Annotated in this window: 28 protein-coding genes; 3 read left to right on the forward strand and 25 right to left on the reverse strand. The window is 50.4% G+C overall.

Going from position 1 to position 25,177, the window contains the following annotated elements:
* Window positions 1–137 precede the first annotated feature (137 nt).
* The 13 genes from ACTHR2_RS03885 to rpmE all read right to left on the reverse strand — a co-directional run bounded on the left by ACTHR2_RS03885 (window position 138) and on the right by rpmE (window position 10,233).
* A complete protein-coding gene (locus ACTHR2_RS03885) occupies window positions 138–626 on the reverse strand; it encodes a peroxiredoxin family protein (protein WP_263339892.1) in 489 nt (162 codons plus the stop codon).
* Entirely contained in the window at window positions 623–1,006 is a 384-nt protein-coding gene (locus ACTHR2_RS03890; RefSeq protein ID WP_003681810.1) for an acyl-CoA thioesterase, read from the reverse strand. The genes ACTHR2_RS03885 and ACTHR2_RS03890 overlap by 4 nt, the downstream gene beginning before the upstream one ends.
* Window positions 1,006–1,368, reverse strand: a complete 363-nt coding sequence (locus tag ACTHR2_RS03895; RefSeq protein WP_003681812.1) for a hypothetical protein — start codon at window positions 1,366–1,368, stop codon at window positions 1,006–1,008. The genes ACTHR2_RS03890 and ACTHR2_RS03895 overlap by 1 nt, the downstream gene beginning before the upstream one ends.
* A gap of 114 nt (window positions 1,369–1,482) precedes the next feature.
* Window positions 1,483–2,310, reverse strand: a complete 828-nt coding sequence (locus tag ACTHR2_RS03900; RefSeq protein ID WP_263339903.1) for an MlaA family lipoprotein — start codon at window positions 2,308–2,310, stop codon at window positions 1,483–1,485.
* Window positions 2,307–2,585: an STAS domain-containing protein gene (locus ACTHR2_RS03905; RefSeq protein ID WP_263339942.1), complete on the reverse strand. Its 279-nt coding sequence runs from the start codon at window positions 2,583–2,585 to the stop codon at window positions 2,307–2,309. The genes ACTHR2_RS03900 and ACTHR2_RS03905 overlap by 4 nt, the downstream gene beginning before the upstream one ends.
* Window positions 2,586–2,647: 62 nt before the next feature.
* Window positions 2,648–3,238: an MlaC/ttg2D family ABC transporter substrate-binding protein gene (locus ACTHR2_RS03910; protein WP_049332874.1), complete on the reverse strand. Its 591-nt coding sequence runs from the start codon at window positions 3,236–3,238 to the stop codon at window positions 2,648–2,650.
* 32 nt (window positions 3,239–3,270) lie between these two features.
* Window positions 3,271–3,765 carry an outer membrane lipid asymmetry maintenance protein MlaD gene (gene mlaD / locus ACTHR2_RS03915; protein ID WP_003748012.1) on the reverse strand — a complete coding sequence of 165 codons (495 nt, stop codon included), beginning with the start codon at window positions 3,763–3,765 and terminating at the stop codon, window positions 3,271–3,273.
* A gap of 49 nt (window positions 3,766–3,814) precedes the next feature.
* Window positions 3,815–4,591, reverse strand: a complete 777-nt coding sequence (gene mlaE, locus ACTHR2_RS03920) for a lipid asymmetry maintenance ABC transporter permease subunit MlaE (protein ID WP_263339948.1) — start codon at window positions 4,589–4,591, stop codon at window positions 3,815–3,817.
* A 65-nt stretch (window positions 4,592–4,656) separates the two neighbouring features.
* The gene (locus tag ACTHR2_RS03925) at window positions 4,657–5,457 is read right to left on the reverse strand and encodes an ABC transporter ATP-binding protein (protein WP_070712055.1); all 801 of its coding nucleotides are present in this window, start codon (window positions 5,455–5,457) and stop codon (window positions 4,657–4,659) included.
* 222 nt (window positions 5,458–5,679) lie between these two features.
* On the reverse strand, window positions 5,680–6,567 hold the full coding sequence (locus ACTHR2_RS03930) for a hypothetical protein (protein WP_263339952.1): 888 nt from the start codon (window positions 6,565–6,567) through the stop codon (window positions 5,680–5,682).
* 187 nt (window positions 6,568–6,754) lie between these two features.
* Complete coding sequence (locus tag ACTHR2_RS03935) at window positions 6,755–7,873, reverse strand: acyltransferase (RefSeq protein WP_263339954.1); 1,119 nt, start codon at window positions 7,871–7,873, stop codon at window positions 6,755–6,757.
* Window positions 7,874–8,123: 250 nt separating this feature from the next.
* Window positions 8,124–9,782, reverse strand: coding sequence for an ArnT family glycosyltransferase (locus tag ACTHR2_RS03940; RefSeq protein ID WP_440375374.1), 1,659 nt, complete (start codon window positions 9,780–9,782; stop codon window positions 8,124–8,126).
* 235 nt (window positions 9,783–10,017) lie between these two features.
* Entirely contained in the window at window positions 10,018–10,233 is a 216-nt protein-coding gene (gene rpmE, locus ACTHR2_RS03945; protein WP_003681847.1) for a 50S ribosomal protein L31, read from the reverse strand.
* 281 nt (window positions 10,234–10,514) lie between these two features.
* Here rpmE and ACTHR2_RS03950 point away from each other — a divergent pair, with 281 nt between their 5' ends.
* On the forward strand, window positions 10,515–11,048 hold the full coding sequence (locus tag ACTHR2_RS03950; protein ID WP_263339960.1) for an acyltransferase: 534 nt from the start codon (window positions 10,515–10,517) through the stop codon (window positions 11,046–11,048).
* Window positions 11,049–11,110: 62 nt separating this feature from the next.
* Here the strand turns inward: ACTHR2_RS03950 and ACTHR2_RS03955 are convergent, their stop codons facing one another.
* The 9 genes from ACTHR2_RS03955 to ACTHR2_RS03995 all read right to left on the reverse strand — a co-directional run bounded on the left by ACTHR2_RS03955 (window position 11,111) and on the right by ACTHR2_RS03995 (window position 18,498).
* On the reverse strand, window positions 11,111–11,566 hold the full coding sequence (locus ACTHR2_RS03955) for a four-helix bundle copper-binding protein (protein ID WP_263339962.1): 456 nt from the start codon (window positions 11,564–11,566) through the stop codon (window positions 11,111–11,113).
* 216 nt (window positions 11,567–11,782) lie between these two features.
* Window positions 11,783–12,637: an amino acid ABC transporter substrate-binding protein gene (locus ACTHR2_RS03960; protein ID WP_070606254.1), complete on the reverse strand. Its 855-nt coding sequence runs from the start codon at window positions 12,635–12,637 to the stop codon at window positions 11,783–11,785.
* 75 nt (window positions 12,638–12,712) lie between these two features.
* The gene (locus ACTHR2_RS03965; protein WP_263339965.1) at window positions 12,713–13,444 is read right to left on the reverse strand and encodes an amino acid ABC transporter ATP-binding protein; all 732 of its coding nucleotides are present in this window, start codon (window positions 13,442–13,444) and stop codon (window positions 12,713–12,715) included.
* Window position 13,445: 1 nt separating this feature from the next.
* Window positions 13,446–14,114 carry an amino acid ABC transporter permease gene (locus ACTHR2_RS03970; RefSeq protein WP_263339968.1) on the reverse strand — a complete coding sequence of 223 codons (669 nt, stop codon included), beginning with the start codon at window positions 14,112–14,114 and terminating at the stop codon, window positions 13,446–13,448.
* Window positions 14,104–14,763 carry an amino acid ABC transporter permease gene (locus tag ACTHR2_RS03975; protein ID WP_063069095.1) on the reverse strand — a complete coding sequence of 220 codons (660 nt, stop codon included), beginning with the start codon at window positions 14,761–14,763 and terminating at the stop codon, window positions 14,104–14,106. Before ACTHR2_RS03975 ends, ACTHR2_RS03970 begins: the two co-directional genes overlap by 11 nt.
* 164 nt (window positions 14,764–14,927) lie before the next feature.
* Window positions 14,928–16,145, reverse strand: a complete 1,218-nt coding sequence (locus ACTHR2_RS03980; protein WP_440375375.1) for an MFS transporter — start codon at window positions 16,143–16,145, stop codon at window positions 14,928–14,930.
* Window positions 16,146–16,446: 301 nt separating this feature from the next.
* Window positions 16,447–16,875, reverse strand: a complete 429-nt coding sequence (locus ACTHR2_RS03985) for a hypothetical protein (protein WP_049332858.1) — start codon at window positions 16,873–16,875, stop codon at window positions 16,447–16,449.
* An 8-nt stretch (window positions 16,876–16,883) separates the two neighbouring features.
* On the reverse strand, window positions 16,884–17,399 hold the full coding sequence (locus tag ACTHR2_RS03990) for an outer membrane protein assembly factor BamE (protein WP_049332857.1): 516 nt from the start codon (window positions 17,397–17,399) through the stop codon (window positions 16,884–16,886).
* 460 nt (window positions 17,400–17,859) lie between these two features.
* Window positions 17,860–18,498 (reverse strand): MBL fold metallo-hydrolase, encoded by a 639-nt coding sequence (locus ACTHR2_RS03995; protein ID WP_263339982.1) that lies wholly within the window; start codon window positions 18,496–18,498, stop codon window positions 17,860–17,862.
* Between the two features lie 119 nt (window positions 18,499–18,617).
* Here ACTHR2_RS03995 and ACTHR2_RS04000 point away from each other — a divergent pair, with 119 nt between their 5' ends.
* Entirely contained in the window at window positions 18,618–19,424 is an 807-nt protein-coding gene (locus ACTHR2_RS04000) for a DNA ligase (RefSeq protein WP_070695298.1), read from the forward strand.
* Between the two features lie 65 nt (window positions 19,425–19,489).
* Here the strand turns inward: ACTHR2_RS04000 and ACTHR2_RS04005 are convergent, their stop codons facing one another.
* From ACTHR2_RS04005 to ACTHR2_RS04015, 3 genes are all read right to left on the reverse strand, one after another.
* A complete protein-coding gene (locus ACTHR2_RS04005; RefSeq protein ID WP_150536982.1) occupies window positions 19,490–20,140 on the reverse strand; it encodes an HAD-IA family hydrolase in 651 nt (216 codons plus the stop codon).
* Window positions 20,141–20,227: 87 nt separating this feature from the next.
* Complete coding sequence (locus ACTHR2_RS04010) at window positions 20,228–20,719, reverse strand: SHOCT domain-containing protein (protein WP_263339987.1); 492 nt, start codon at window positions 20,717–20,719, stop codon at window positions 20,228–20,230.
* A gap of 39 nt (window positions 20,720–20,758) precedes the next feature.
* Entirely contained in the window at window positions 20,759–21,745 is a 987-nt protein-coding gene (locus tag ACTHR2_RS04015; RefSeq protein ID WP_263339990.1) for an RluA family pseudouridine synthase, read from the reverse strand.
* A gap of 514 nt (window positions 21,746–22,259) precedes the next feature.
* Here ACTHR2_RS04015 and ACTHR2_RS04020 point away from each other — a divergent pair.
* The gene (locus tag ACTHR2_RS04020) at window positions 22,260–25,151 is read left to right on the forward strand and encodes an Rne/Rng family ribonuclease (RefSeq protein ID WP_440375376.1); all 2,892 of its coding nucleotides are present in this window, start codon (window positions 22,260–22,262) and stop codon (window positions 25,149–25,151) included.
* Window positions 25,152–25,177: the final 26 nt, after the last annotated feature.

Consider the following 25,177-nt stretch of genomic DNA (forward strand, 5'->3'; position numbering starts at 1 on the left):
CTCTTATGGGTATTCGGTTGTTTCAGACGGCCTTTGTTGATAGAGGAGCTTGGTGTCTGAACGGATAAAATGTTGCTTATTATAAAGGATATTTCGGTTTTAGGCCGTCTGAAATATGGTTTCAGACGGCCTTGGATTTATTGGGCGAGGGCTTGGTCAATTTCTTGATAGAGTTGGGAGAAATTGGGTTCGCCAACGTAGGTTTTAAGGATGTTGCCGTTTTTGTCGATCAGGACGGAAGTCGGGTAAACCTGTGTGCCAAAGGCTTTTGCGGCAGTTTTGTCGGCATCGTACATGACGGTGAAAGGAAGGCCGTATTCTTTGACGTACTGATGGACGCTCTCAATAGGGTCGATGGGCTGGGCAATGCCGAGGACTTGGAAGTTTTTGCCTTGATAGTCTTGGGCGGTTTTGATGATTTTAGGCATCTCGCTCACGCAGCCGGGGCAGGAGGGAAACCAGAAGTTAATGAGGGTAACTTTGTCTTTCAAATCGGCGTTGGTAATGGTTTTGCCTTGCAGGTCGGGCAGGGCGAAATCAGGGGCGGCTTTGCTGCTGGGGATAAGGACAAAGGCAAGAAGCGCGCCAATCGTGGCAACGACAAGGAGTGTGAGTATTTTTTTCATGATTCGAGGTTTTGAATTGCGTGTGCTAAGGTTTGGGGAACGCTGATGCTGCGACCGCTTTCGCTGCTGACGGGCATAAGGGTAACTTCGGCTTCGATGGCGGCTTTGCCGTTGGGCAGGGTCGCGGTTTGGCTGAGGATGATGTGGCGTGTGCCAATGTCTTTCAGACGGCCTGTAAAGGTTAAAACATCGCCTTCAAGCGACGGGCGGCGATAGCGGATATCAACGCGTGCAACAACGAGCATGATGCCTTTGAGTTCGGACAGAAGGTCATGCTCTTGAAAAAACGTCCAGCGCGCTTCTTCGAGAAATTCGAGATAGCGCGCATTGTTGACGTGGCCATAGCCGTCGAGGTGGTAGTTACGGACGGTCAGTTTCATCAGTTGAGATTGATGGGTTGGAACTCTTCGCGTGCGATGGGTTCGTGTTCGAGGTCGGTAATCACGGTGGAGAGTTGGATATCGAACCATTCGTTGAAAATGTCGGCATCCAAATCCGGCCATTCGCTTTCGTCTTCGCACCAGTCGGCCAATTCGGCAGCAAAAATATCTTCAAAACGCGCTTCGATTTCGTCCCATACTTCGTCGGCAGTTTCGCATGGGCGAACGAGGTAGGAATTGGCATCGGCTTGAATGTCTTCCAGTGTCAGGCCGTCTAGGTGATTGCCGGGCAGGGATTTCAGCCAGTTCCAAAATGGATCGAGGGGGATAAGCAGGAAGACGCTGCGGTTGACTTCGTACATGGTGTTTTCCTTGGTTTCTGTATAGTTGAATGATATAGCAAAGGTGGGGGACTGGCTATCTTTTGGGGGATAAAGGCCGTCTGAATTTCAGACGGCCTTTATTTTTGGGAACAATCAGGGGTTTTCTGATGGTGTTTGATACAGGGTTTGGGGATTGGCTGTATCGGGGATTTCTTCCGGAGTGGATTGGGGGGCTGCTACCGGTTCGGAAGTGACATTGCTGTCCACCAAGTCATCGATGTCGATGTTGTCGTCTTCGCTTTGAGGGAGCGTGCCGCCGGTTTGTTGGGTGCGGACTTTCATGTAAAGGTCGCGTGTGTAGCTGTATTTGTCGATGGCTGCGCCTTCGAGGCTGTCGGTCAGGTCGAGGAGCTCTTCACGGGTGTTGATGGCTTGCAGACCGGTTGTGCCCCAGCGTCCTATGCTGGTGTGGAAGACGGAGTTTTTAACCGGATAGACGGTGGTAACGGCGTTGCCGACGGTATCGCGTACGGTAGACGGGCCGAGTAGGGGGACGACGAAGTAGTTGCTGTTTTTCCAGCCCCATGAGGCGAAGGTGTCGCCGAGGGTGTTTTTATTGCTGGGTACGCCGCCTGCACCGGCTACGTCGATTAAACCGCCAAGGCCGAAGGTGGTGTTGATGCCTACACGGACGAGGTCTTCGCTGGCGCGTTTGACGTCAAGGCGCAGAACGTTGCTGCCGAAGCTGACGACATCGCGCAGGTTGTTGAAGAAGTTGCTTACACCGGTACGCACCGGTTTGGGCGTTACTTTGCGATAACCGCGTGCGACAGGGGAAAGGACGTATTTGTCTGCTTTGTCGTTGAACTTGGAAACGGTACGGTTGTAGCCTTCGTAAGGGTCGGCCGGATTGCGTTCGGCAAGTGCGGGTGCGGAGGCTATGCTGATGAGGAGGCAGAGGGAAGCGGTGGTTTTTTTCATAATTGCAACCAGTCTTTGATTTCGTAAAGTTCGGCCAGTGCGCGGACGGAATCGGGAATGTTTTGAATGGTCGGTTTTTTGTCTGTCCGGCGCAGAGCGTTGAGCAGCAGGGAAACGCAGGCGGAATCTGCTTTGCCTACTTGGCTGAAGTCTATGCTGTCTGTTTCTTTCAGACGGCATTGTTGTTCGTAGCGCGCAAAGGCGGAAGCAGTCAGGGTTTTGACGGTAACGTCGCCGCTGATGTAGAGCGTGCCGTTGCGGATTTCTGTTTGCATGGTGTCTTTATGATGTAAGGCACCATGCCGTCTGAACATCAGGCGGCATGGTGCGGGGTGGATTATTTACCGCCGTTTTTGGCTTTCAAGTCGGCAATCAGGCCGTCGATACCTTTGGCTTTGATGGTTTCACCGAATTGGTTGCGGTATACGGTAACCAAGCTTGCGCCTTCGACTGCGACATTGTATGCGCGGTATCTGCTGCCGCTTTGGTAGGTGGTGAAGTCCATGTTGACCGGTTTTTGGCCGGAAACGTTGATTTCGGCGCGGACAACGATTTCTTTACCGCCTTTGTTTACGACAGGGTTGTCTTTGATGTTGACCTTGGCGTTTTTGAATTTCAGCATGGTGCCGGAGTAGGTGCGGATCAGCAGGGTTTGGAACTCTTTGGTCAACGCTTGTTTTTGTGCGTCAGTTGCAGTACGCCATGGGTTGCCGACGGCTAAAGCGGTCATGCGTTGGAAGTCGAAGTAAGGGATGGCGTAAGCCTCGGCTTTTTGGCGTGCAGTGTTGGCGTCGCCGCTGTTGAGGATTTTCAGCACTTGAACGGAGTTTTCACGGACTTGGTTGACTGCGTCGGCAGGAGAGGCAAATGCCATGCTGATGCTCAATACGCCGATGCTCAATGCGCTGATGAAGGAAGTTTTTTTCATGGGAGTGTCCTGAATATTGGGTTGATATGTGTTTATTGTTTGTTTTGACCGGCAGATTCACCATCTGCGTTTTTCTCGGCAAAGCTGGTCATGAATTTGCCGATAAGGTTTTCCAAAACCATGGCGGAGCTGGTAACAGTAATGGTGTCGCCTGCTGCCAAAGAATCGGTATCGCCGCCTTGTTGCAGGCCGATGTATTGTTCGCCCAACAGGCCTGAAGTCAGGATTTGTGCGGAAACGTCGCTGCTGAACTGATATTGGCTGTCGAGATTGAGGGCGACTTTTGCCTGATAGGATTTAGGGTCGAGCTGAATAGAGGCAACGCGGCCCACCAGTACGCCTGCGGATTTGACCGGAGCGTTGGTTTTCAAGCCGCCGATGTCGCTGAAATCGGCATAGACGGTGTAGGTTTGAGAGGATTTGCCGAACGATTGTCCGCCGGCGGCGCGGAAGGCGAGAAAGCCGATAGCGGCCGCGCCCAGTAAGACAAACAGTCCTACCCAAAATTCCAAAGCATTTTTTTTCATGTGCTATTGTCCTTGTTTCATTCTTTTTAAGTGTCGTTTCAGACGGCCTTTAGTCGGTAAACATCCATGCGGTCAACATGAAGTCGACAGCGAGGATGGTCAGGGCGGAAGACACTACTGTGCGTGTACTGGCGCGCAAAATACCTTCAGAAGTAGGTACGCAGTGGAAGCCCTGATGCACGGCAATCAGCGTAACGGCTACGCCGAAAGCGGTGGATTTGATTAAGCCGTTGAGTACGTCGTAATGGAAGGTAATGTTGTTTTGCATTTGCGACCAGAAAATACCGCCGTCCAAACCCAGCCATTCGACGCCGACCAAATACGCGCCGTAAATGCCGGCAACGTTGAAAATCGAAGCCAGCAAAGGCATGGAAAACACGCCCGCCCAAAAGCGCGGCGCAACCACGCGTGCCACGGGGTCGACCGCCATCACGTTCATTGCTTCAAGCTGCTCGGTGGTTTTCATCAAGCCGATTTCGCTGGTCATGGCACCGCCCGCGCTGCTGGCAAACAGAATAGCCGCCAATACGGGACCTAATTCGCGCAACAGGGAAGCGGCAACCATATAGCCCAAAATATCGGCGGATTTGAATTTTGCCAGCTGCGTATAGCCTTGTAAGCCCAATACCATGCCGACAAACAGGCCGGACACGGCAACAATCAGGACAGACAACACGCCTGCAAAGTAAACCTGGCGGATGCTCAGGCGCGGGCGGGTAAACGCCGTACCTGATTTGGCCAGGATCTGCAGGAAAAACAGCGTAATGCTGCCCAGCGATTGGATGAAGCCGAGGGTTTTTGCCCCGACGGAACGGATAAAATTCATAGGTTTCAGTTGATTGGTTAAATGGTTTTCAGACGGCCTTGTTTAAGTTTCAGGCCGTCTGAACATCAGCCCAGCAAGTCTTGTTTTAAAGTCGTTTGCGCCGGATAGCGGTATGCGACGGGGCCGTCTGCCAAACCGCCGACAAACTGGCGCACCCAAGGCGAGTCGAGTTCGCGCATTTCTTTGGGCGAGCCGGAGAACATGATTTCGCCGTGTGCCAAGAAAATCACTTGATCGACGATTTCCAGCGATTTTTCGATGTCGTGCGTTACCATCACGCTGGTTGAGCGCAGGGCTTTGTTGGCACGGCTGATGAGGTGGGCGATGACGCCCAGCGAAATCGGGTCGAGGCCGGTAAAAGGCTCGTCGTACAACATGATTTCAGGGTCGAGCGCAATCGTACGCGCGAGGGCGACGCGGCGCGACATACCGCCGGAAAGCTCCGAAGGCATCAGGTTTTCAACACCGCGCAAACCGACTGCATTCAGTTTCAACACCACCAAATCGCGGATGACCGCTTCGGGCAAATCCGTCAGTTCGCGCATGGGGAAGGCGATGTTGTCGAAGACGGATAAGTCGGTGAACAATGCGCCGTGTTGGAACAAAACGCCCATGCGGCGGCGGTGTTCGTACAGCTCCTGCGCCGAAAATGCGGCCAAATCGCGCCCTTCAATCAGCACTTTTCCCGATTGTGGGTGGATTTGACCCGTAATCAGGCGCATCAGCGTGGTTTTACCGCTGCCCGAACCACCCATTACGGCGGCGAAATTGCCTTGTGGAATGCTGAAGTTGATGTTGTTCAGAATAGGACGGTCGCCATATGCGAAGGCAACGTCTTTCATTTCGATGAAGGGTGTAGAACTCATGCAGGAGAGGGGTGTCAAAAAATGTATTTTAATTACGGGTATTGTAAAGGGTATTGGATATTCGGGCAATTTTCAGACGGCCTGCGCTTAAGAATAACGGGTAAAAACGTGTGAAAGAATGCAGAAGCGTTGGTGGTACGGTCGTTTTGCAGCGTGTTGTGTCAAACATACAGACAGTTGTGTAGGTATATAAAGAGGCGGGCAAATATGCCCGCCTTGTTTTTAATATTTCTGCAAACCTTCTACTTTGATTTCTTTGGCATTGGCATTGATGAAGGCTTGAGTCGCTTTCATCGTGGCTTGGATGCGCGGATCGTTCCAGCGCACGATTTGGTTGTTTTCATCGCGCTTGTCCGACCAGATAATCACGCCGTCGGTGTATTTTTTGCTGATTTCGAGCATTTTGCGCCAGCGGGCGGGGTCGATGAATTGCTTGAAATAAGGGCTGTTGGTGGCCGAATAATATTGCGGCCAAATGTAGCCGATGATTTTTTTGTTGGGAAAGCGTTGATGGATGTCGTCAACGGCGGTTTTCACGTCTTTTTCCCATTGCACCAAATCGGGGGAAGTGATGTAGAACACAGGATTGGCATAGTCGCTGATGACGGCGGTGGGCGCACGGCGTTTGCTGACTTGCCGCCATTTTGCCAAGATGGCTTCGTTGTCAACGTTGGGGCGGTAGTGGCGGATGCCGTGCAGGTGTTCGGAAGGCATGCCGTAGTTGCTGATGACGGCGCGCGGGTTTTCTTCTCTGAAGATTTGGTACATCCGCGCAAAGTCGGTTCTTAATTCGTCAGGAGTCAGCAGCTGGCCGTCTTTTTCGGCAAACCAGCTTTCGATGTCGGTAGAAATAGTGCGGTAGCCTTCGCGGCGCGATTGTTTGGCCAATTCGCGGATACGCGCTTCGTTGAGTACGCCGTGTTTGCGTTTGCCCGTCGGATCGGGTTTGACCAGCTCGCTTTCGTAAACCAAGAACACTTTGGAGAGTTTGTCGGCAGTAAGGTCGGGTTTGCCGACGTAGTCCATGCGGTCGTAGATGATGAAATCTTTGGCATGGGCGGAGAGGGTGGTCAATAAGAGGACGAGGGGCAAAAGGCGGTTGGGTTTCATATTTTTAGGTAGATTAAGGGAAAAGGGCCATTGTACGGGAAGCAGCGTTAAAGTAAGTCAAAGGCCGTCTGAGAGGATAAAAGTTCTTTCAGACGGCCTTTAAGATGAGAGGAAGAAGGGGTTTTGATTGAAACCAATACCTAAATCGTTACGTAGGGTAGGAAAAGATAGGTTTGGTTATATTTTATTAGAAACCCTTAGCAAGTAAAAAACTATTTTCATCTTCAGCATTCAGTAGTAGCGGTCGCTCCCAAATAATATTTTCTCTGATTACTTTTGCTGGAACGCCTGCAGCAATACAATTATTAGGAATTGGTTTTTTCAGCAATGAGAAAGCGCCAATAACCGAACCATCACCAATACGGCTTCCTCCTAATATAGTTGCTCCATATGCAACCCAAACATGGTTACCAATTACAATATCTTTAGAAAAATTAATACGTTTACCAGTATTGGCGTTATAAATCGCATGGGCATCATCTGTCCGAATCTGGTTATTAGTAGCGAACATGCAGTCATCGCCAATAGTTATACTTGTACTTTCGGCACAGGTTACATAAACACTATTGGTACTTGTTGTTCCATTTCCTATTTCAATTTTACAACCAAATCCTAACCGAAACGTACCAAAAATACCTGCTCTTTCTCCTATTACGATAATAGCATTACTTCCTTTAAATTCAATAAAAGTATTTTTGAGGTTTGAGTTTTCATGCAGGATTACACGATTGTTTTTGCCAAAAAAACGAACATGTACATTATTTAAGTTAGACGGAGCTTGAATAAAATTGTTATATTCGTCTTGATAACATCCCATAATTTTTAATTTATCATCACTATATTGGCAATAGACAATATCACCTTTTAAATTTTCTTTTATAATAAATTCATTACCAGTATTGTTGGCTTTAAAAGAAAATAGGGAGTTATCAATATTTATTTCAGTTTCTGTTTGTAAGTTAATAATTTTTTCTATGCTATTTACTATTATTTTTAAGAAAAGTTCATAATTACCTACAGGAATGTCGGAAATGTCAACACCTTCATAATTTAACGTAGCAAACCAACACGTATCATAAGAAATATTTGGATCTTTAGAATATTGTACTGTGAGTTCCTCATGAAGAGCTTTAGCTAATGGCTTTACATAGCTGTTAGTTGCATTTTTAATGATTAATTGGTAGTTAATGTCACTATATTCTTTAGCACTTTGACCTAAGACTATCCCAATGCCTTCTATATAAAGAACACTTCCAAGTAACTTAAACTTTTTTAAGTCTACGATAAATTCTTTGTATTGATTCATTTTATTGTTTCCATAGTTACATAATGTGAATAAATTAAGTATAAGATTATCTGCATAATTATGTAGTTATTCTGTTTAATCAGGATAGAGAAATAAAAATATTAAGATAATCCCTATGTTTTTACTGGTGATAATTACTGTTTCTTTAGAAAGAATATTAACTTAAAGTTTCGCGATTGTCTATAATAGTTTATTGAGTTTTTCAATTAATTCAACGAATTGTAAATATTCAGCTTGTAGTGGGTGTGATTTACTGCGCTGCAGTTTTTCCCAGCAATAGGAAAGTTTCGGCTTTGTTGCGCGGTCTTGCGCCTTGCCACAAGGTTTGCCAACCTGAAGGTGCGCCGATGTTGGCGGCTTGGCGGATGAGGCGGTAGCGGCAGGTCAGGTTGTCGGTCGTGGTTTTGATATGGCTGTATTGAGTCCACGCGATGCGTGTGCGCTGGTCTTGGCTGTCGATGTTGATACATTCGAGGCCGTCTGAAAGCTGCTGTTTCAATTCGGAAGAAAGTGCGGCTTCCATTTGGTGTACCACCGGCGCATGGCTTTTGGCGGCGTTGAGCCACGGTAAAAACAGGGTCATCAGCAAGGCCCAGGCCAAGGTCACGCCGGCTGCCCAGTTGGTCACGGCTTGGCGGCCGCGAATGTTTTTACGCGTAATCGCCCAAAGCCACAACGGGGTAAACAGCAGGGCGACAGTCATCGGAATTGGGTCGATGTCGGGGATGTAATACGGGCTGAAATAGGCGGCGCGTTCGGCCAGCTTGGCAGGCCAGCCGTAGTTCATGGCGAAGAAGCCCAGCCACAGGAAGACGGCAATCAGACCGAATGCCATGATGCCGAACCAGTTGATAAATGCAGCAGCACCGCGGCGCAGTCCGTCCAGTTGTGCCGCGCCGAGCAGGGCGAGCGGCGGCAGCAGCCAAACGAGGTTGTCTTGCAGGCGTTGCGGATTGATGGCAAGCAGGGCTGTCATGATAATCAGCCACGACAGGCTCAGAATGCCCCAGTTTTTATCGTGGATACGCGTGCGGCTGAGTGTCCATGCCGCCAGCGGCCAAGCAGGCAGGGCAAACCACAGCAGGTTTTTCAGATAATAGGGTAGGTTGAAGGCCGTCTGAATCTGATGGAAACCGCCGAATACGCCTAAGGAATAATGGTTGAACCAAATATCAAACCATTCGGGGTTAGTTTTTGATAAAACCAGCGGATACAGAATCAGCAGGGGCAGGGAAACGACGATGGCGCCAATCAGGGTCAGCAGATAGCGTTTGCTCTGCCAAGTGGAATGGAACGACAGGGCAAGTGCCAAAAACATCATGGCCGCGGTCAGCAGATAGCCTGATGAGAGGGAGAGTAAAACCCAACCGCCGCACAACAGCAAAATGGCGATAATGACGCGGCGGCGTGCCAGTGAAAAGCCGCATAGAATCAATCCAAATGCTGCAAAAGCGGCCGACATGGGATTGAGGAAGTGGGCGATGGGCAGCAAACCGATACTGCCGATAAGGATTAAGACAACGCTGCGGCCGTGGTGTCTGCCGAGGAAGTTGAAACCGGCAAATCCGCAGGCCGTCAGTCCGATGGCGGTGAATACCACGCCGGCAAAGCGCGCAGCATCATAGGTATCGGCCGCCCAAGGTGAAAACAGGGTTTGGAATGCAGTTGCTACCCACAAAAAAGCAGGGGAGATGGTGAAATCGGGTTGGCCGAAGATTTGTGCCACCAACAGGCTGCCGCCGTTTTTCATGGATTCGGAGGCGGTAAAGAGGGAGGGTTCGGCAGGGTTCCACAAGTCATGCGAGAACACGCCCGGCCACAGCCAGGCAAAGGCCATCAGCAGCAGAAGCCATGGTTTTTCATGGGTTTTTTGGGGGCGACGCGGATCGGGCGGTGTGTAAGTCAGCATGGAAGGTCAAAAAACGGTTGGTTTGAATAGCAATGGTACAGGGTTTGACGGGTTTGCGCGATATGCCGGACTGGAGGGCTTTGTAAAATAATGCTTACGGCTCGTTTTTATCGGGTGTTTGGAATGATATGGTATTCGGTTGACGACAAAAAGTTCAGGCCGTTTGAAAGAAATATTTCAGACGGCCTGAATGCAAAAAAGACTGCACGAAGCAGTCTTTTTGACAAAGCGGCAATTAGCGTTTGAACAGGTTGCCGAATTTGTTGTTGAATTTGTCCACGCGACCGGTAGTGTCGACGATTTTTTGAGTACCGGTGTAGAAAGGGTGGCACAGAGAGCAAACCTCAACGTTGAAGCTGTCTTTTTCCATTGCGGATTTGGTCACGAATTTGTTGCCGCAAGAGCAGGTAACGTTGATTTCGTGGTAGTTCGGGTGAATACCTTGTTTCATTTGATTTCCTTTCGATTAAGCGGGCACAGGGGTTTTGCCTGTACTTCAGTTAAGCGTGGAATTTTCGCTATTTTTGGCTGTTTCGTCAAGAGGATATTTTGTATGCAGGGCAGTTTCGCAACAGACGAGAACAGTTTAGAATAGAGTCTCGAACCAAATATTATGCGATCAGATTGTAATCTAACTGAAAAGAGGATGTAAAGCCTCCTCTAGATGTGAAACTTTAAGAAGAATAATAGTCTGAATAATATTTACGCTTGTACGAACAGGAGACGGAATCAATGTGGAAAAGGATATTGACGTGCATTTTGCGTGTTTGGGGAGGAATGTTGCCTCCGTCTTATTGCAAACCATTCGGCAGAATTGCGCAAAAATTCCGCGCCGCTTTGGCTGCATGCATTTCTCCAAACATCGGTAAAAACGTCAATATTGAAAAAGGCGGATACGTCTTTCCGGATACGGTAGTCGGCGATAATTCGGGTATCGGCGTAAACTGCGAAATCTGCCACGGTTTGACCCTCGGCAAGAACGTGATGATGGGGCCGGAATGCCTGTTTTATTCGACCAACCACAAATTCAACCCTGAAACCCGCCGCTTTGAAGGATATACGGATATCCGCCCGATTGTGATTGAAGACGATGTCTGGATTGGTCGGCGTGCGATTATCATGGGCGGCGTTACCATCGGTAAGGGCGCGGTAATCGGCGCAGGTTCGGTGGTTACTAAAGATGTGCCGCCTTATTGCGTGGCTGCGGGCAATCCTGCGATTGTTCGGAAAAATCTGCTCGATGAGCAAGAGCTTGCAGCCGAATAGCGTAAACAAAATAGCAAAATAAAAGGCCGTCTGAATTTCAGACGGCCTTTTTTCAATAGTGCTTAAGCGGCAATTTTTTCGCATTCTTTAATGCAAGCCAAGCAAGATTCGTAGCAGGCTTTGCATTCAGCGTGGTGGCCGGCGTGTTCTTTGCAGGCGGCGGAACATTGTTTGCAGGCTTCGATGCATACTTTTGCCAAAGATGGAGTCAGGCGTGAATTTTGGGCAGCGAGGTTTTGCAATGTGCCGCACAGTGCCAACATTTGGTTAACGCCGGTTGCGCAGTCTTTCATGGAGGTATCGCCTTCGCTCAACAGGGCGATGCAGTGTGCCAGACAGATTTGACCGGCTTCAACGCAATGTGCGGCCGCTTTGCGCGCAGCTTCGTAGGCGCGTGGTGCAGAATGTGCGTGACCGGCATGGTGTGCATGGCCGGCATGGTCGTGAGCACGAGCAAAAGAAGCGGCGGCGGTGAGGGAGACAGCAGCAGCGCTGCCGATAAATTGACGACGGTTCATAAGATAGAGTCCTTTTTGCTTTGTAGAAATATCGGACGAATTATTTCATCCATTATTAAAAGGTTATCATGTTATTCGTTTTTAAACAACAGGCCGTCTGAAGGTATCGAGAACACGTTCAGACGGCCTGTCGTCGGATATGATATTTGTTTAAATGAATTACAAATCGGATGTTTGGAATGCGGCCAAGTGACTTTTGCCGAGAAAATAGTCGGTTTATTCCGCCAACAATTCTTCCGGTTTGACTTTCTCTCCATACACGGGCAAGAGGGTTTTTTCATAGGCGGCTTTCAGACGGCCGTCTTTTTTCATGGCGGCGATTTCGCCGTTGACCCAGTTCAGGAGGTCGGTGTTGCCTTTTTGAACAGCCGGGGCGATGAATTCGGCAGGGCCGAGGTTGCCGATGGCGACTTCAAAATTCGGGTTTTCTTTTGCCCATGCCCACAGCAGGGCGTTGTCGTGGGCGAGTGCTACGCCGCGGCCGTCTTTCAGTGCGTCGAAGGTTTCGGTATTTTGGTCGAATTTCAGCAGTTTGACTTCAGGATGGCTTTTGGTGAAGAAGGCGTCGGCGGTGGTGCCTTTGTTGACCAGAAGGGTTTGGTCTTTCAATTGTGCAACGTCGGTAATCGGTTTGTCTTTGGGGGAAACTACGCCCAAGGCCACTTTCATGTAAGGATCGGCGAAATCGACGGCTTCGGCGCGTTCGGGTGTTTTGGTGAAGTTGGCGAGGATGAGGTCGACTTTGCCGGAACGGACGTATTCGACGCGGTTTGCGGCCTCGGTCAGGACGAATTCGACTTTGTCGGGGCTGCCGAGCAGGTCTTTGGCCAGGTCTTTGGCGATTTCAACGTCAAAGCCTTGGTTTTTGCCGTTGGCGTCAACATAGCCGAACGGAGGCTTGTCGCCGAATACACCGATACGGATGACGCCTTTTTCTTTGATGGAGGCAACGGTCGCCGCTCCGCTGCTTTGTGAAGATTGGGCATCGCCGGAGCCGCCTCCGCAAGCAGTCAGGCCGACGGCGATGGCGGCAGAGGCGAGGAGGGCTTTGAATTTGGCATTCAATTGCATGAGTGTTTCCTTTTCAAATGTTTGATTGAAAGTGGAGGTCGTCTGAAAAAGGGTTCGGACGGCCTGAAAATAAAATCAGTAGTCCATGCCTGCCAAGAATTGGCGGGCGCGTTCGCTTTTGGGGGCGGAGAAGAAGGTTTCGGGGTCGGACGATTCAACGATGCCGCCTTTGTCCATGAAAACGATGCGGTCGGCAACTTTGCGGGCAAACCCCATTTCATGGGTTACGATGAGCATGCTCATGCCTTCGCGGGCGAGTTCTAAAACCACTTCCAAGACCTCGCGCACCATTTCGGGGTCGAGTGCGGCGGTGATTTCGTCCAGCAGGATGACTTCCGGATTCAGGCACAGGGCGCGGACAATGGCGATGCGTTGTTTCTGGCCACCGGAGAGTTCGCGCGGATAGGCGTTTTTGCGGTCGAGCAGACCGACGCGTTCCAACAGTTTGTCGGCTTGTGCCTCTGCTTCGGCACGGTTGCGGTTTTGTACTTTCACCGGACCTAAGAGGATGTTTTCGATGACGGTCATGTGGGCAAACAGTTCATAGCTTTGAAAGACCATGCCGACTTTTTGCCGGGCGGTTTGCCAGGAAACGTCTTTGCCGAATTCGCCGACTCCATCCATCACGATGCTGCCGCCTTGGTGCGGCTCCAAACCGTTTACGCAGCGCAGGAGGGTGGATTTGCCGCAGCCGGACGGACCCAGCAGTACGATGACTTCGCCTTTTTCCAAGTCCAAGTCTAAGGATTGAATGGCGGTTACGTTGCCGTATTGTTTGTGCAGGTTGCGGATGCTCAGTAAAGCCATGTCAGTGTTCCCATTTTTGTTCAAGTTTTGCCGCCAGCAGCGACAGCGGCCAGCAACAGAAGAAATACAGCATAAAAATCAGGCCGTAAACCCAAAATGAAGCATTGGGTTGCGTCAGCAGCGAGTTTTCGATGATTTGCTGACCAACTTTGACGACTTCGATGACGCCGATAAGGGAGGCGAGCGAGCTGGTTTTGATCATGCGCGTAAACAGATTGACGGCGCCGGGCAATACGCGGCGGATGCTTTGCGGCAGCTCGATGTAGCGGAATACCTGCCCGCGGCTCAAGCCGAGTGCCAGGCCTGATTCGACCTGGTGTTTTTCAATCGATTCCAATGCACCGCGGACCAAATCGCCCATTTCGGCGATGCCCCACATGGTAAATACCCAGACGCAGACCCAAAATCCATCGATGTGGATGCCTGTCCAGACGGATAGGCCGAAATACAGGCCGAACAGCCACACCAAAATCGGCACGATTCGGATGGTTTCGAGATAAAACCGTCCGATAAAGCGGATGAGCTGGTTGCGCGAACGCAAAACCAAGCCGAACAGCGTACCCAATACGCAGGAGGCGGCAACGGAGGCCAGGGAAATCTGCGCCGTCAGCAACAGACCTTCGCCCAAGCGTGCTGCATTTTGTCCTTCAAACAGCCAGTCAAACACCATATTTTGCACTCCGTACGCGGTTTTCTGCCCAGCGCGCCAGAAGCGAAACGGGCAGAAGGATGATCAGGTAGCTGGCAAACAGCAGGAACAAGGCTTCGTTGGTTTTATAGTCCATGCCGATGATGTCTTTGGTAACGAACAACAATTCTGCAATGCCGACCGCGCTGACGATAGATGTTTCTTTCATCAAAAACAATACGTTTGCGCCGATGGCGGGAACGGCGACCGCCCATGCCTGAGGCAATTCGACATAGCGGAACACTTGAAAGCGGCTCAAACCGATGGCCTTTCCCGCTTCGATCTGCCCTTTTGGGACGGCCAAAATACCGGCGCGGATGGCTTCCGCCATATAGCTTGCGCCCAAGAAAACCAGTGCGATCACGCCGCAGATGAAACCGTCCCATTTAATGCCCATTTTCGGCAGGCCGTAATACAGGAAAAACAATTGGATCAGCAGGGGCGTATTGCGCGACAGCTCGATATAGGCGCGTGCCAATGCGTAGAAGGGGCGGATGCGGTATGCCGTAACCACGGCAACGGGCAGGCCGAACAGCAACGACAAAACGACGCCATATACCGACAATTCCAGCGTCAGCTTTGCCGCATCGACAAATTTAGGGATGGCATCGATCAGATAAGACCAGTTCATCAGAGTCAGACAATCAGCATGATAAAGGCAGTATTTTAACGGGTTTGTAAGAGAGTGTTAAATAATGGATAGGAATATCGATTGTGGATAAAACACAAAAAATGGAATAAGGCAAAGGCCGTCTGAAACGTTTCAGACGGCCTTGAAATGTCAAGGTTTCCGCGTCAGGCGGCAGCCGCTTTCCGTTCATGAATCAGTAAATTCAACAGGGCGGCCGCGCCTGCCAAGACTGCGTCGGCGTACCACATCCAGCCGTAATCGTTGAAGCGCGTGATGACGATGCTGCCGATGTATGAACCCAAAAAGCCGCCGATTTGGTGGCTCAACATGGTCAACCCGAAGAGGGTGGCCAAGTAGCGCGTACCGAAAAGTTTGCCGGTAATGGCGGCGGTGGGAGCGACGGTTGCCAGCCAAGTGAAACCGAGTCCGGCGGCGAAAAGATAGAAGTTCAAATCGGTTTTAGGTGCGGCCAGATAAATCAATATCATGGCGACACGCGAAGCATATAAACCGAAGAGGACGTATTTGCCCAAAAATCTGCCGGTACACCAGCCTGAAAAAATACAGCCGGCGATGTTTGCCAAACCAATAATGGCAATGGAGGTCGAAGCGACCGTAGCGGGGAGGCTGCAAAGTGAAATTTCGGTCGGTAGGTGGGTAACCAAAAAGGCGATGTGGAAACCGCAGGTAAAGAAACCCAAATGCAGCAAGATATAGCTGCGGTTGGCGAAAGCCTTGCAGACGGCCTGCTTCAGGGTTTGGCCGCCGTTGTCGGTATGGACGGTGTGAGAAGCATGTTTGCCGCCGGCCAGCCACCAAGAAATCGGCAAAATCAAGATGGCAATGACTGCCCAAACATAAAATGTCCCCGTCCAGCCGATGTGGGGCAGTGCAATCAAACCTTGAACCAGCGGCGCGAACAAAAATTGCCCTGCGGACCCGCCTGCATTGACCAGGCCGGAAGCCAAGCCGCGCCGATGAGGCGGTGTTTTGGCGGCTACCTGTCCCATAATGATGGAAAATCCGCCCGAACCCGTACCGAATGCCAACAATAAACCGATACCCAGCATCAGCCCCCAATAAGTCGGCATTTGCGGCACCATCAGACAGGCGGCAATCAATAGAACCGTCCCGCCGGCTAAAACCTTAAACGCGCCGAAACGGTCGGCCAACGCGCCGGACAAGGGTTGCGATATGCCCCACATCAATTGGAAAACGGCAATAATCAGGCTGAACTGGGTCATGCTCAATTCGGTCGAGTTGACGACGGGCAGGACAAAAAGCCCTAAAGTCATCCTCATGCCGATGGTAATCAGCAGGATGGAGGCGGCAGCGGCGATCAGCAGCCACAAATTGGGTAATTTGGCAGAAGAATCGGTCATGATGTTTGTGTATGTAAGGGGCAGGGAATAAAAGCTATTCCTGCCACTATATTATTTATTTGATTTCTCGGCGAGCCGATATATAAACGCGCGATTCTAGCATTGGGCGGGAAACGGCATAAATAACCGTTGGTTCTTTGGATATGGTAAAAAGTGATATGGTTTGAGGATGAATTGAGGATGAAGCGGTCAAATATTCTTCGTTTGGTACTGACGGAGCAAGCAAATTGCCGTTGAATTTTCGTTTGAGAAGAAAGGCCGTCTGAAAAGTTTCAGACGGCCTTTGTTTGACTGACTTACATCAGATGATTTCCAGAATGAAATACTGACGCAGTTTTTCGTACACATTATTTTGTACGTTGATACAACCATTGGTTATGATGCGGTCGGCCACATGAGGAGAAGCGATGCGTTCCATGCGTCTTTCCTGCGGCTTGAGCGTCCATACCCTGTGTAACGCAAACAGAAAGTCATTTTCTTCTTTGAAGCCGATAACCTCGCCACCGTAACCCGGTTTGCTGGTCATCATCGGCGTCATATTGAATTTGCCTTTCGGAGTGGTCTTGCCAATCAGTACCGGATGGCACTGACCGTCATCGGCAAAGCAAAGCTCCGCCTTAGCTGTATTGACCACAACTTTTTTACGCTGGATATAGTCACTGACAGCATCGGCAGCGGCCAAAGAATTCAGACCTGCTGCCAAGGCTATACCCAATAGGATCCGTTTCAAATTTGTCCTTATTGACGGATGCGTTTAGGAGCTTCTTTAATGATCTCGCGGATGATCACTTGAGGCTCTTGTTTAGGTGTAGGTGCTGGAGGAGGACATACGGCATCTTTAGGGAATACTGGATTCCAGAAGAAGCTGCGTGCAAATTTGTCTTTGTCGAAGATCACTTTGTATTGGCAAGTAGTGATGCCTTCAACGCCGGAAGTGTTTTCAGGGTCAACGCCTACGCCTGGGGTGTAGAAGTGGAACAGGTAGTCCCATTCACGCACGCCAACCATGCCTTCGTCGTAGTGAGGACGGCCGAGGATTTTGTAGATGTCGTCTTTGGTCAGGCCAGGACGCATTTGATCCAGCTCGTCAAAAGTCGGGAATGTACCGCGGTCTTTGTTGAAGGTCAGGGAGTAAGGTTTAGGGAAGCGTGGCTCGTCTGTAGTGCCTTCAGGAGTGATTTTGCTCTTAGTAGCACAGGCGGCCAGCAGGCCGGTAGCCAGCAGGACGAAGCCCACTTTTGCGATTTTTTTCATTTGATAATCCTTTTATTGATTTTACCAGCCGAACTTTTCAGACGGCCTGTTAGTGCCGGCAGCGAGTTTGCCGGTTTACCCAAATAATGTTGTGCTTCTTAAAGATGTACCCGACGGTTTGACAAACAAGAACATCGGCACATTCCGGCAGGGTATTGCGCCTCATCTCCGTTGTATCCGCCTGAATCGGCAGAACCGTTCAGACGGCCCGACTGACATTTATTGTCACTTTGTAACAATTTCACTGCGAGTAAGGCTTGGAGTTTAGAGATGTCCGGTTTTCGATAAATCAGGTTGTATTGCGTAATACCTTGTTATCTTTGTGCTTTAGTTCATTTTGGCATTTGCCGGAGATTAGGTACTTAATCTTTCGGGTGTTATCCCTGCAAATTGTATGCCAGTTTTCCTTTATACGCATAATCTGTGTATGCCAGAATGTTGGCTTTATACAACATTCATATTAACGAACCAGAAACGGATTGTACCTTTTCTCATGCCCGATGCTGGTCATGCGGCCGTGTCCGGCTATAACTTGCGTGGTTTCGGGCAGGGTTAATAGTTTAGCGCAGATATTGTTTATGAGGTCATCATGATTACCGCGCGGAAAATCTGTGCGACCAACGGTCTCATAAAATAAAACATCGCCTGCGACTAAAAGTCCGTTTTCGGCGTTGTAAAAAACGACTTGGCCGGGAGTGTGGCCGGGAATGTGGAGGACTTGGAAGCTATGGTTGCCGACTTTGAGCGTTTCCCCTTCTTCCAGCCAGCGTGTCGGCGTGAATGACGGAGAAACAGGGAAGCCGTATTGCGCCGTTGTTTGCGGGAGAGCTTGGAGCAGGAATTCATCGTCTTTGTGCGGGCCGAAAACAGGTACGTCGCAGGTTTTTAAAAGCTCAACCACGCCGCCTGCGTGGTCAAGATGGCCGTGGGTCAGCCAAATGGCGGTCAGCTTGAGGCCTTTGCTTTGGACTTGTTGCAATAAATAAGGGACGTCGCCGCCGACATCGGTCAACACGGCTTCTTTGGTTTCATCGTCCCAAATCAGCGTGCAGTTTTGACGGAAGGGGGTAACTGCGTTGATTTCAAATTGGAGTGCCATGGGTGTTCCTAGGAAATGCTTATTTAATGTTGTTTACGTTTCAGACGGTCTTTTGTTATTATGCATATATAATAACAAAAGCAAGTATGGAAAAGTATCTTATGAATATGAATAATGTAATGCGAACCATGATACCGATTTTTGCGGCTTCTTTCATCTCTGCGGCGTTTGGTGCAGATTTGTTGTTGGCGCAGGAATATAAAAATCAAGATATTGCCGGTTGGGCCATGAGTGAAAAGTTGGATGGCGTACGCGCGTATTGGGACGGCAGGCAGCTGGTCAGTCGTCAGGGCTATGCGTTTACACCGCCCAAAGGTTTTACAGCAGGTTTTCCGCCGTTTCCGATGGATGGCGAGTTGTACAGCGGACGAGGGCGGTTTGAGCAAATTTCCGCGACGGTGCGTTCTGCCTCGGGAAATTGGGACGGCATCCGTTTGCATGTTTTTGATGTGCCGCAGGCGCAGGGCAATCTGTATCAGCGGCTGGAAACGGCTTCGAAATGGCTGAAATCACACCCGTCGGCACGGTTTACGGTTATTCCGCAAGTCAAGGTGCGCGACAAACAGCATGCTTTGGATTTTTTGAAACAAGTCGAAGCGCTGGGTGGGGAAGGTGTGATGCTGCGTCAACCTGAAGCCCGTTATGCAAGCGGTAGAAATGGGCAGCTGTTGAAGCTGAAAAGTGAATATGATGATGAATGTACAGTGACGCGTCATTATGAGGGCAAAGGGCGAAATGTCGGGCGTTTGGGTGCGGTAGGATGCAAAAACCAATATGGCGAGTTTCGTATCGGCAGCGGTTTTAAGGATAAAGACCGCGACCATCCGCCGAAAATCGGTGCGCTGATTACTTACCGTTATCGTGGTTTTACGCAAAAGGGAACGCCGAAATTTGCAACATTTGTCAGGGTGCGCTCGGATCGATAAAACAAATTAAAGGCCGTCTGAAAATAGGTTTCAGACGGCCTTTAATATAGATGTTGCATAGTCTTTTATAAGGTTTCCAATACATCGGGCAATTCGGCCAAGCTTTTGAGCATGGCGATATGGGGCAGGGCGGAAAGTTGTTGGGCAGTGTGTGCGCCGGTGGTGACAGCGATGGCGCGGATTTTGGCATTGGCAGCCATTTCTAGGTCGTGGGTGGTGTCGCCGACGACGACGGCCTCTTCCGGCTCAACACCCAGTCGGTCGCAGAGGGCGAGTACCATATCGGGCGCGGGTTTGGACGGATATTCGCTAGCGCAGGCGGTTTCCAGCCAGAAGGCTTGGGTGCCGGTTTGCTCGATGGACCTATCCAGTCCGCTGCGGCCTTTGCCGGTCGCTACGGCAAGCCAATAGCCTTGTTGCTTCAAGCGTTGCAGGCAGGGCAGGGCTTCGGGGAACAGGGTCATGTTGCGGTTGTTGGGATTGAGATAGTGCGCGGCATAGGTCTCAATCAGGGTTTCCTGAACGTGTTCGCTGACGTTGTGGGCAAGGCGGCGGATGATGCCGGAGAGGCTGTATCCGATGAGTGGGCGGATTTGGTCGGCTTCGGGAACAGGCAGGCCGCAATCGGCAAAGCTTTGCTGAAAGGTGTGGATAATGGGGTTGGTGGTGTCGGCAAGCGTGCCGTCCCAGTCGAAAATAATGAGTTTGGGTTTCATGGTTTTCCTTTCAGACGTCCTTGAATAACTTATTATTTTAAAAGTGTATTTTGATGTAGCTGAATTCACCAAAATACGCGAATAGAACTATGAGTTACTTAATATTTTAACTTTTTCTTGATTGAATTCTTGTTCGGAAAGAATACCTTGATCTAATAATTTCTTTAAATTTACTAATTGATCATATTTTTTGTTGTTGCTTGAATTATCAATATCTACTTGTTTTGTCTCTGTGCAGATAAAAATAATTTCAATCCTAGGCCAATTCCCTAAGATGTGAGGAGGAGTAGATGCTCTTTCTCTAATTGCTTTCATACTTTTATTTTTTTGTTTGCAGAAAGCCTGTGCTCTTTTTTCAGCACTGTGTCTCACAGCAGTTGAAGGAGTAAATCCTGATGCTCCTTGGTGGAATATGCGATATTCTTGTTCATTATTTTCATTAACATCTAAAATAGTTTCTTTGCCTTTGTAAATGATTGCTGTATCAAAACCCGAGTTTCCCTTTTCAACGATTTGGATTCCCGATGCAGTTGTACAACCAGCTAAAATTAATGCTAATAGAAGATAAAATTTAGACATGACGTTTCCTTATTTTGGGTTAAGTAAATCTATTTGATTTCAGACGGCCTTTTCCTGATTTTCTAACATTACAACGAATTGCGCCAATTCTTGCGGCAGGGGGGCTTTCAGGATCAGTTTTTCGCCGGTCAGCGGATGGGTGAGGTGCAGCTCGGAAGCATGCAGGAACATTCTTTTCAAACCGAGTTTCTGCAGGCGTTTGTTGGCTTGATAGTCGCCGTAGCGTTCGTCGCCGGCAATGGGGCAGTCTTGCGATTGCAGGTGGACGCGGATTTGGTGGGTGCGGCCGGTTTTCAGGGTGGCTTCGACAAAGGTTAGGTTGGATAGACCGACTTGGTGCAAAAGGCCGTCTGAAAAACGGTTTAACACGCGGAAGATGGTGTGGGCGGATTGGCCGTCTTCGCTGACGCGCACCATTTTTTCGCCTTGCGCGCCGGTGTATTTGAACAGGGGGAGCTTGACATGGAAGCGGTCGTTCGGCAGCCTGCCGACACCCAGTGCGAGATAGATTTTTTTCGGATGGTCGTTGCGGATGGCTTCGTGCAGTTTCACCAAGGCGCTGCGTTTTTTGGCGATCATCAAGAGGCCGCTGGTGTCTTTGTCGAGGCGGTGGACGAGTTCGAGATAACGCGCTTCGGGACGGGCGCGGCGGATTTGTTCGATGACGCCGAAACTCACGCCGCTGCCGCCGTGGACGGCAACGCCGGACGGTTTGTTGATGACCAAAAGCGCATCGTCTTCATAAACGATGTCAAACTCGCGTGCTGGCGCGGCCTGGTTTTCAGACGGCCTTTGTTTTTCTGCGATGCGTATCGGCGGAATACGAATAGTATCGCCTGCCTGAATGCGGTTGTCGGGTTTGCAGCGTTTTTTGTTCAGCCGCACTTCGCCGGCGCGGATAATGCGGTGGATATGGCTTTTCGGGACGCCTTTGAGGATTTTTATCAGATAGTTATCAAGGCGTTGGCCTTCCTCGTGTTCGGCAACGGCAATCAGGCTGACTGAATCTTTGCGTATTGCGTGCATTTTCTCTATAATCCCAAACGTCCGTTTCTGGACCCGAACCTGCCGTTGCAGGCCGTCTGAAACGGATTTATTGTTAAAACGAGATTTTATATTAAAAACGCACTCCGCAAAGCATTTCCTTGTGTTTGTTCAAAGCCGGCAAACGCAATCCCGTAATTAAGTTTGAATTGAACCTGCCGTCCGGCCGGGCGTAAGACGCAGTCTGCGCAGCACCGTCCGAAATTACCGGCGCTACGATAATAAGAAGATGTAGGCTGCCTTATTTTGTCCGAAGCATCAGCATTCGGACGGCAGCGGAACCATCAACCTTTCCGCCGCATCGTTCTTTATTTCCTTCTTTATCTGAATCCGTCCGCACATGGCTTGAGCTCAAGCATGCAACCTTGCGGATTTCAAATCAAATACTGGTTACACGGGGATTTTCCCATCTTGCCTTTGAAGAGTGCCAACCGGACAGACAGGCCGTCTGAAAAAGATATTCACAAATCAAACGGCCGCTGTTCACGAGGTGACTATGAAAAGAATGTTATTCAACGCAACGCAGGCTGAAGAGCTGCGCGTTGCCATTGTCGATGGCCAAAACCTTTTGGACTTGGACATCGAAACGCTGGGCAAAGAACAGCGTAAAGGCAATATCTACAAAGGTATCATTACCCGCATCGAGCCGTCGCTGGAAGCGTGTTTCGTCGATTACGGAACCGACCGCCACGGCTTTTTGCCGTTTAAAGAAGTATCGCGTTCATATTTCCGCGACTACGAAGGCGGCAGGGCGCGTATTCAGGACGTACTCAAAGAGGGCATGGAAGTCATCGTCCAAGTCGAAAAAGACGAGCGCGGCAACAAAGGCGCGGCACTGACTACTTTCATCAGCCTGGCCGGCCGCTATTTGGTATTGATGCCGAACAACCCGCGCGGCGGCGGCGTATCCCGCCGTATCGAAGGCGAAGAGCGTCAAGAGTTGAAAGCCGCCATGGCCGAACTCGACATTCCGAACGGCATGAGCATCATTGCCCGTACTGCCGGCATCGGCCGCAGTGCGGAAGAGTTGGAATGGGACTTGAATTACCTCAAACAACTCTGGCAAGCTATTGAAGAAGCAGGCAAAGCACACCATGACCCTTACCTGCTCTTTATGGAAAGCTCGCTGCTGATTCGTGCGATTCGCGATTATTTCCGTCCCGATATCGGCGAGATTTTGGTGGACAATCAAGAAGTTCACGACCAAGTTGCCGAGTTCATGAGCTACGTCATGCCGAGCAATGTAGGCCGTCTGAAACTCTATCAAGACCACACGCCTCTGTTCTCCCGTTTCCAAATCGAACACCAAATCGAAAGCGCGTTCTCACGCAGCGTCAGCCTGCCTTCCGGCGGCGCGATTGTGATCGACCACACCGAAGCCCTGGTTTCCATCGACGTCAACTCCGCCCGCGCCACACGCGGCTCGGACATCGAAGACACCGCGTTTAAAACCAATATGGAAGCCGCCGAAGAGGTCGCCCGTCAAATGCGCCTGCGCGACTTGGGCGGTTTGGTCGTCATCGACTTCATCGACATGGAAAATCCGAAACACCAACGCGATGTTGAAAACGTCCTGCGCGACGCGCTCAAAAAAGACCGCGCCCGCGTACAAATGGGCAAACTTTCGCGTTTCGGCCTTTTGGAATTGAGCCGCCAACGTTTGAAACCGGCTTTGGGCGAAAGCAGCCATGTTGCGTGTCCGCGTTGTGCCGGTACCGGTGTTATCCGCGGCATCGAATCCACCGCCCTGCACGTTTTGCGCATCATTCAAGAAGAAGCAATGAAAGACAACACCGGCGAAGTACACGCACAAGTGCCTGTCGATGTTGCTACCTTCCTGTTGAACGAAAAACGCGCCGAGCTGTTTGCGATGGAAGAACGTTTGGATGTGAACGTCGTCCTGATTCCAAACATCCACTTGGAAAATCCGCACTACGAAATCAACCGCATCCGCATTGATGACGTAGAAGAAGACGGCGAACCGAGCTACAAACGCGTTGCCGAGCCGGAAGAAGACGAATCCGCCAAACCTTTCGGCAGCGAAAAAGCTAAAGCGGCCCGTCCTGAGCCTGCCGTCAAAGGCGTGCGCCATACCCAGCCTGCACCGACTGTCGCCCCTGAGAAAAAAGCCTCTTGGTGGGACAGCTTCAAAGCTTGGTTGAAACGCATTTTCGGCGGCGAGCCTGCACCTGCGGCAGTTGCTCAAGAGCCTGCCGAAAAACGTACGGCAAACAACCGCGGCCAAAACGGCAACCGCCGTTCGAGCAGCCGCCGTCAAAATCCGCGCCGCAACAACAAACACGACGGCAGCAAAGTCGAAGTGCGCGAAGTGAATGCCGAAGCCGCCGACAGTAAGTTTGAAGAAAGCAAATCAAACGAAAGCCGCAACGACGAGCGTAAAGAAAGCCGCCGCAGCCGCAACCGCAACAACCGCCGCGATGAGCGCAACAACGAGCGCAACCGTGTCGAGGAAACGGTTGAAGACGTAAACGTTCAAGAAGTGGCCGCACTGGCTGAGATGCCGTCTGAAAACCAAGCGGAACAAAACGGCAATAAACGCCGCCGCAACAACGGCCGTAACGAGCGCAACCGTAACCAATATGCGGAAAGCCATGTTGAAGACGCAAACGTTCAAGCCGATAGCGAACAGGCGCAAGCGGAAGCGGACGACAATGCCCGCAGCGAAGAGGGTGTGAAAAACAACGGCCGTCAAGGACGCGACCGCAACAACCGTCAGCGCAACAACCGCAACGACCGCCGTTCAAACAGCAAAAAACGCAATATTCCGTCTTCGGCAAAAATCGAGCAATACCTGAACATTACCGACACCGCTGACAAAGTCCTCTTTGCCGTGGCGCATGTTTTGGGTTTGAATGAAACGGTTGAAGCTGAAAATGTACCTTTGCCGCAGGAAGATGATCATGCCGAGCCGCTGGTGATTGTGGTATCCGAGCCTGAAGTTGCCAGCGCAGAGCCATTCGTATTTGCCATTGAAAGCGAAGACGAGCCTGCCGTCGCGCAAACCGAAAGCGCCGATGCCGAACAAGCCCTGCTTGCTTCTGCCGTCAGCAACGTCAAAGAAGCCATTTCCGCGGTATTGTCTCCGAATGAAACTGCCGTTGCAGAAGTCGCAGAACCGGTTGAAACAGCAACTGAAACTGTGGCAACGCAAACTGAGGCCGTAGCTGAAAAAGCGCCTGTTGCCGCTGTTTTGCCGGAAGGTTTGGGCGATTTGATCTTCGTTGAAACCGATCCGCAAGCCGTTGCCGCTTTTGTCGCGCAGCCGCAACCCGAACCGGTTGCCAAAACACGTCGTTCGGATGTGCCTAAAGTAGAAGTGGAAGACATAGCAGTCGAAATGATTTTGGTGGAAACACGCAAAGACTAAGATTGGTTTTCCAGTTAAAAGCCCGA

It is taken from the genome of Neisseria sp. P0006.S004, assembly GCF_051963015.1.
Classification (GTDB): Bacteria; Pseudomonadota; Gammaproteobacteria; order Burkholderiales; family Neisseriaceae; genus Neisseria.

Coding starts and splice junctions, on each gene's coding strand:
- ACTHR2_RS03885 (WP_263339892.1), bottom strand. CDS start 626: ATGAAAAAAATACTCACACTCCTTGTCGTTGCCACGATTGGCGCGCTT.
- ACTHR2_RS03890 (WP_003681810.1), bottom strand. CDS start 1,006: ATGAAACTGACCGTCCGTAACTACCACCTCGACGGCTATGGCCACGTC.
- ACTHR2_RS03895 (WP_003681812.1), bottom strand. CDS start 1,368: ATGTACGAAGTCAACCGCAGCGTCTTCCTGCTTATCCCCCTCGATCCA.
- ACTHR2_RS03900 (WP_263339903.1), bottom strand. CDS start 2,310: ATGAAAAAAACCACCGCTTCCCTCTGCCTCCTCATCAGCATAGCCTCC.
- ACTHR2_RS03905 (WP_263339942.1), bottom strand. CDS start 2,585: ATGCAAACAGAAATCCGCAACGGCACGCTCTACATCAGCGGCGACGTT.
- ACTHR2_RS03910 (WP_049332874.1), bottom strand. CDS start 3,238: ATGAAAAAAACTTCCTTCATCAGCGCATTGAGCATCGGCGTATTGAGC.
- mlaD (WP_003748012.1), bottom strand. CDS start 3,765: ATGAAAAAAAATGCTTTGGAATTTTGGGTAGGACTGTTTGTCTTACTG.
- mlaE (WP_263339948.1), bottom strand. CDS start 4,591: ATGAATTTTATCCGTTCCGTCGGGGCAAAAACCCTCGGCTTCATCCAA.
- ACTHR2_RS03925 (WP_070712055.1), bottom strand. CDS start 5,457: ATGAGTTCTACACCCTTCATCGAAATGAAAGACGTTGCCTTCGCATAT.
- ACTHR2_RS03930 (WP_263339952.1), bottom strand. CDS start 6,567: ATGAAACCCAACCGCCTTTTGCCCCTCGTCCTCTTATTGACCACCCTC.
- ACTHR2_RS03935 (WP_263339954.1), bottom strand. CDS start 7,873: ATGAATCAATACAAAGAATTTATCGTAGACTTAAAAAAGTTTAAGTTA.
- ACTHR2_RS03940 (WP_440375374.1), bottom strand. CDS start 9,782: ATGCTGACTTACACACCGCCCGATCCGCGTCGCCCCCAAAAAACCCAT.
- rpmE (WP_003681847.1), bottom strand. CDS start 10,233: ATGAAACAAGGTATTCACCCGAACTACCACGAAATCAACGTTACCTGC.
- ACTHR2_RS03950 (WP_263339960.1), top strand. CDS start 10,515: ATGTGGAAAAGGATATTGACGTGCATTTTGCGTGTTTGGGGAGGAATG.
- ACTHR2_RS03955 (WP_263339962.1), bottom strand. CDS start 11,566: ATGAACCGTCGTCAATTTATCGGCAGCGCTGCTGCTGTCTCCCTCACC.
- ACTHR2_RS03960 (WP_070606254.1), bottom strand. CDS start 12,637: ATGCAATTGAATGCCAAATTCAAAGCCCTCCTCGCCTCTGCCGCCATC.
- ACTHR2_RS03965 (WP_263339965.1), bottom strand. CDS start 13,444: ATGGCTTTACTGAGCATCCGCAACCTGCACAAACAATACGGCAACGTA.
- ACTHR2_RS03970 (WP_263339968.1), bottom strand. CDS start 14,114: ATGGTGTTTGACTGGCTGTTTGAAGGACAAAATGCAGCACGCTTGGGC.
- ACTHR2_RS03975 (WP_063069095.1), bottom strand. CDS start 14,763: ATGAACTGGTCTTATCTGATCGATGCCATCCCTAAATTTGTCGATGCG.
- ACTHR2_RS03980 (WP_440375375.1), bottom strand. CDS start 16,145: ATGACCGATTCTTCTGCCAAATTACCCAATTTGTGGCTGCTGATCGCC.
- ACTHR2_RS03990 (WP_049332857.1), bottom strand. CDS start 17,399: ATGAAAAAAATCGCAAAAGTGGGCTTCGTCCTGCTGGCTACCGGCCTG.
- ACTHR2_RS03995 (WP_263339982.1), bottom strand. CDS start 18,498: ATGGCACTCCAATTTGAAATCAACGCAGTTACCCCCTTCCGTCAAAAC.
- ACTHR2_RS04000 (WP_070695298.1), top strand. CDS start 18,618: ATGCGAACCATGATACCGATTTTTGCGGCTTCTTTCATCTCTGCGGCG.
- ACTHR2_RS04005 (WP_150536982.1), bottom strand. CDS start 20,140: ATGAAACCCAAACTCATTATTTTCGACTGGGACGGCACGCTTGCCGAC.
- ACTHR2_RS04010 (WP_263339987.1), bottom strand. CDS start 20,719: ATGTCTAAATTTTATCTTCTATTAGCATTAATTTTAGCTGGTTGTACA.
- ACTHR2_RS04015 (WP_263339990.1), bottom strand. CDS start 21,745: ATGCACGCAATACGCAAAGATTCAGTCAGCCTGATTGCCGTTGCCGAA.
- ACTHR2_RS04020 (WP_440375376.1), top strand. CDS start 22,260: ATGAAAAGAATGTTATTCAACGCAACGCAGGCTGAAGAGCTGCGCGTT.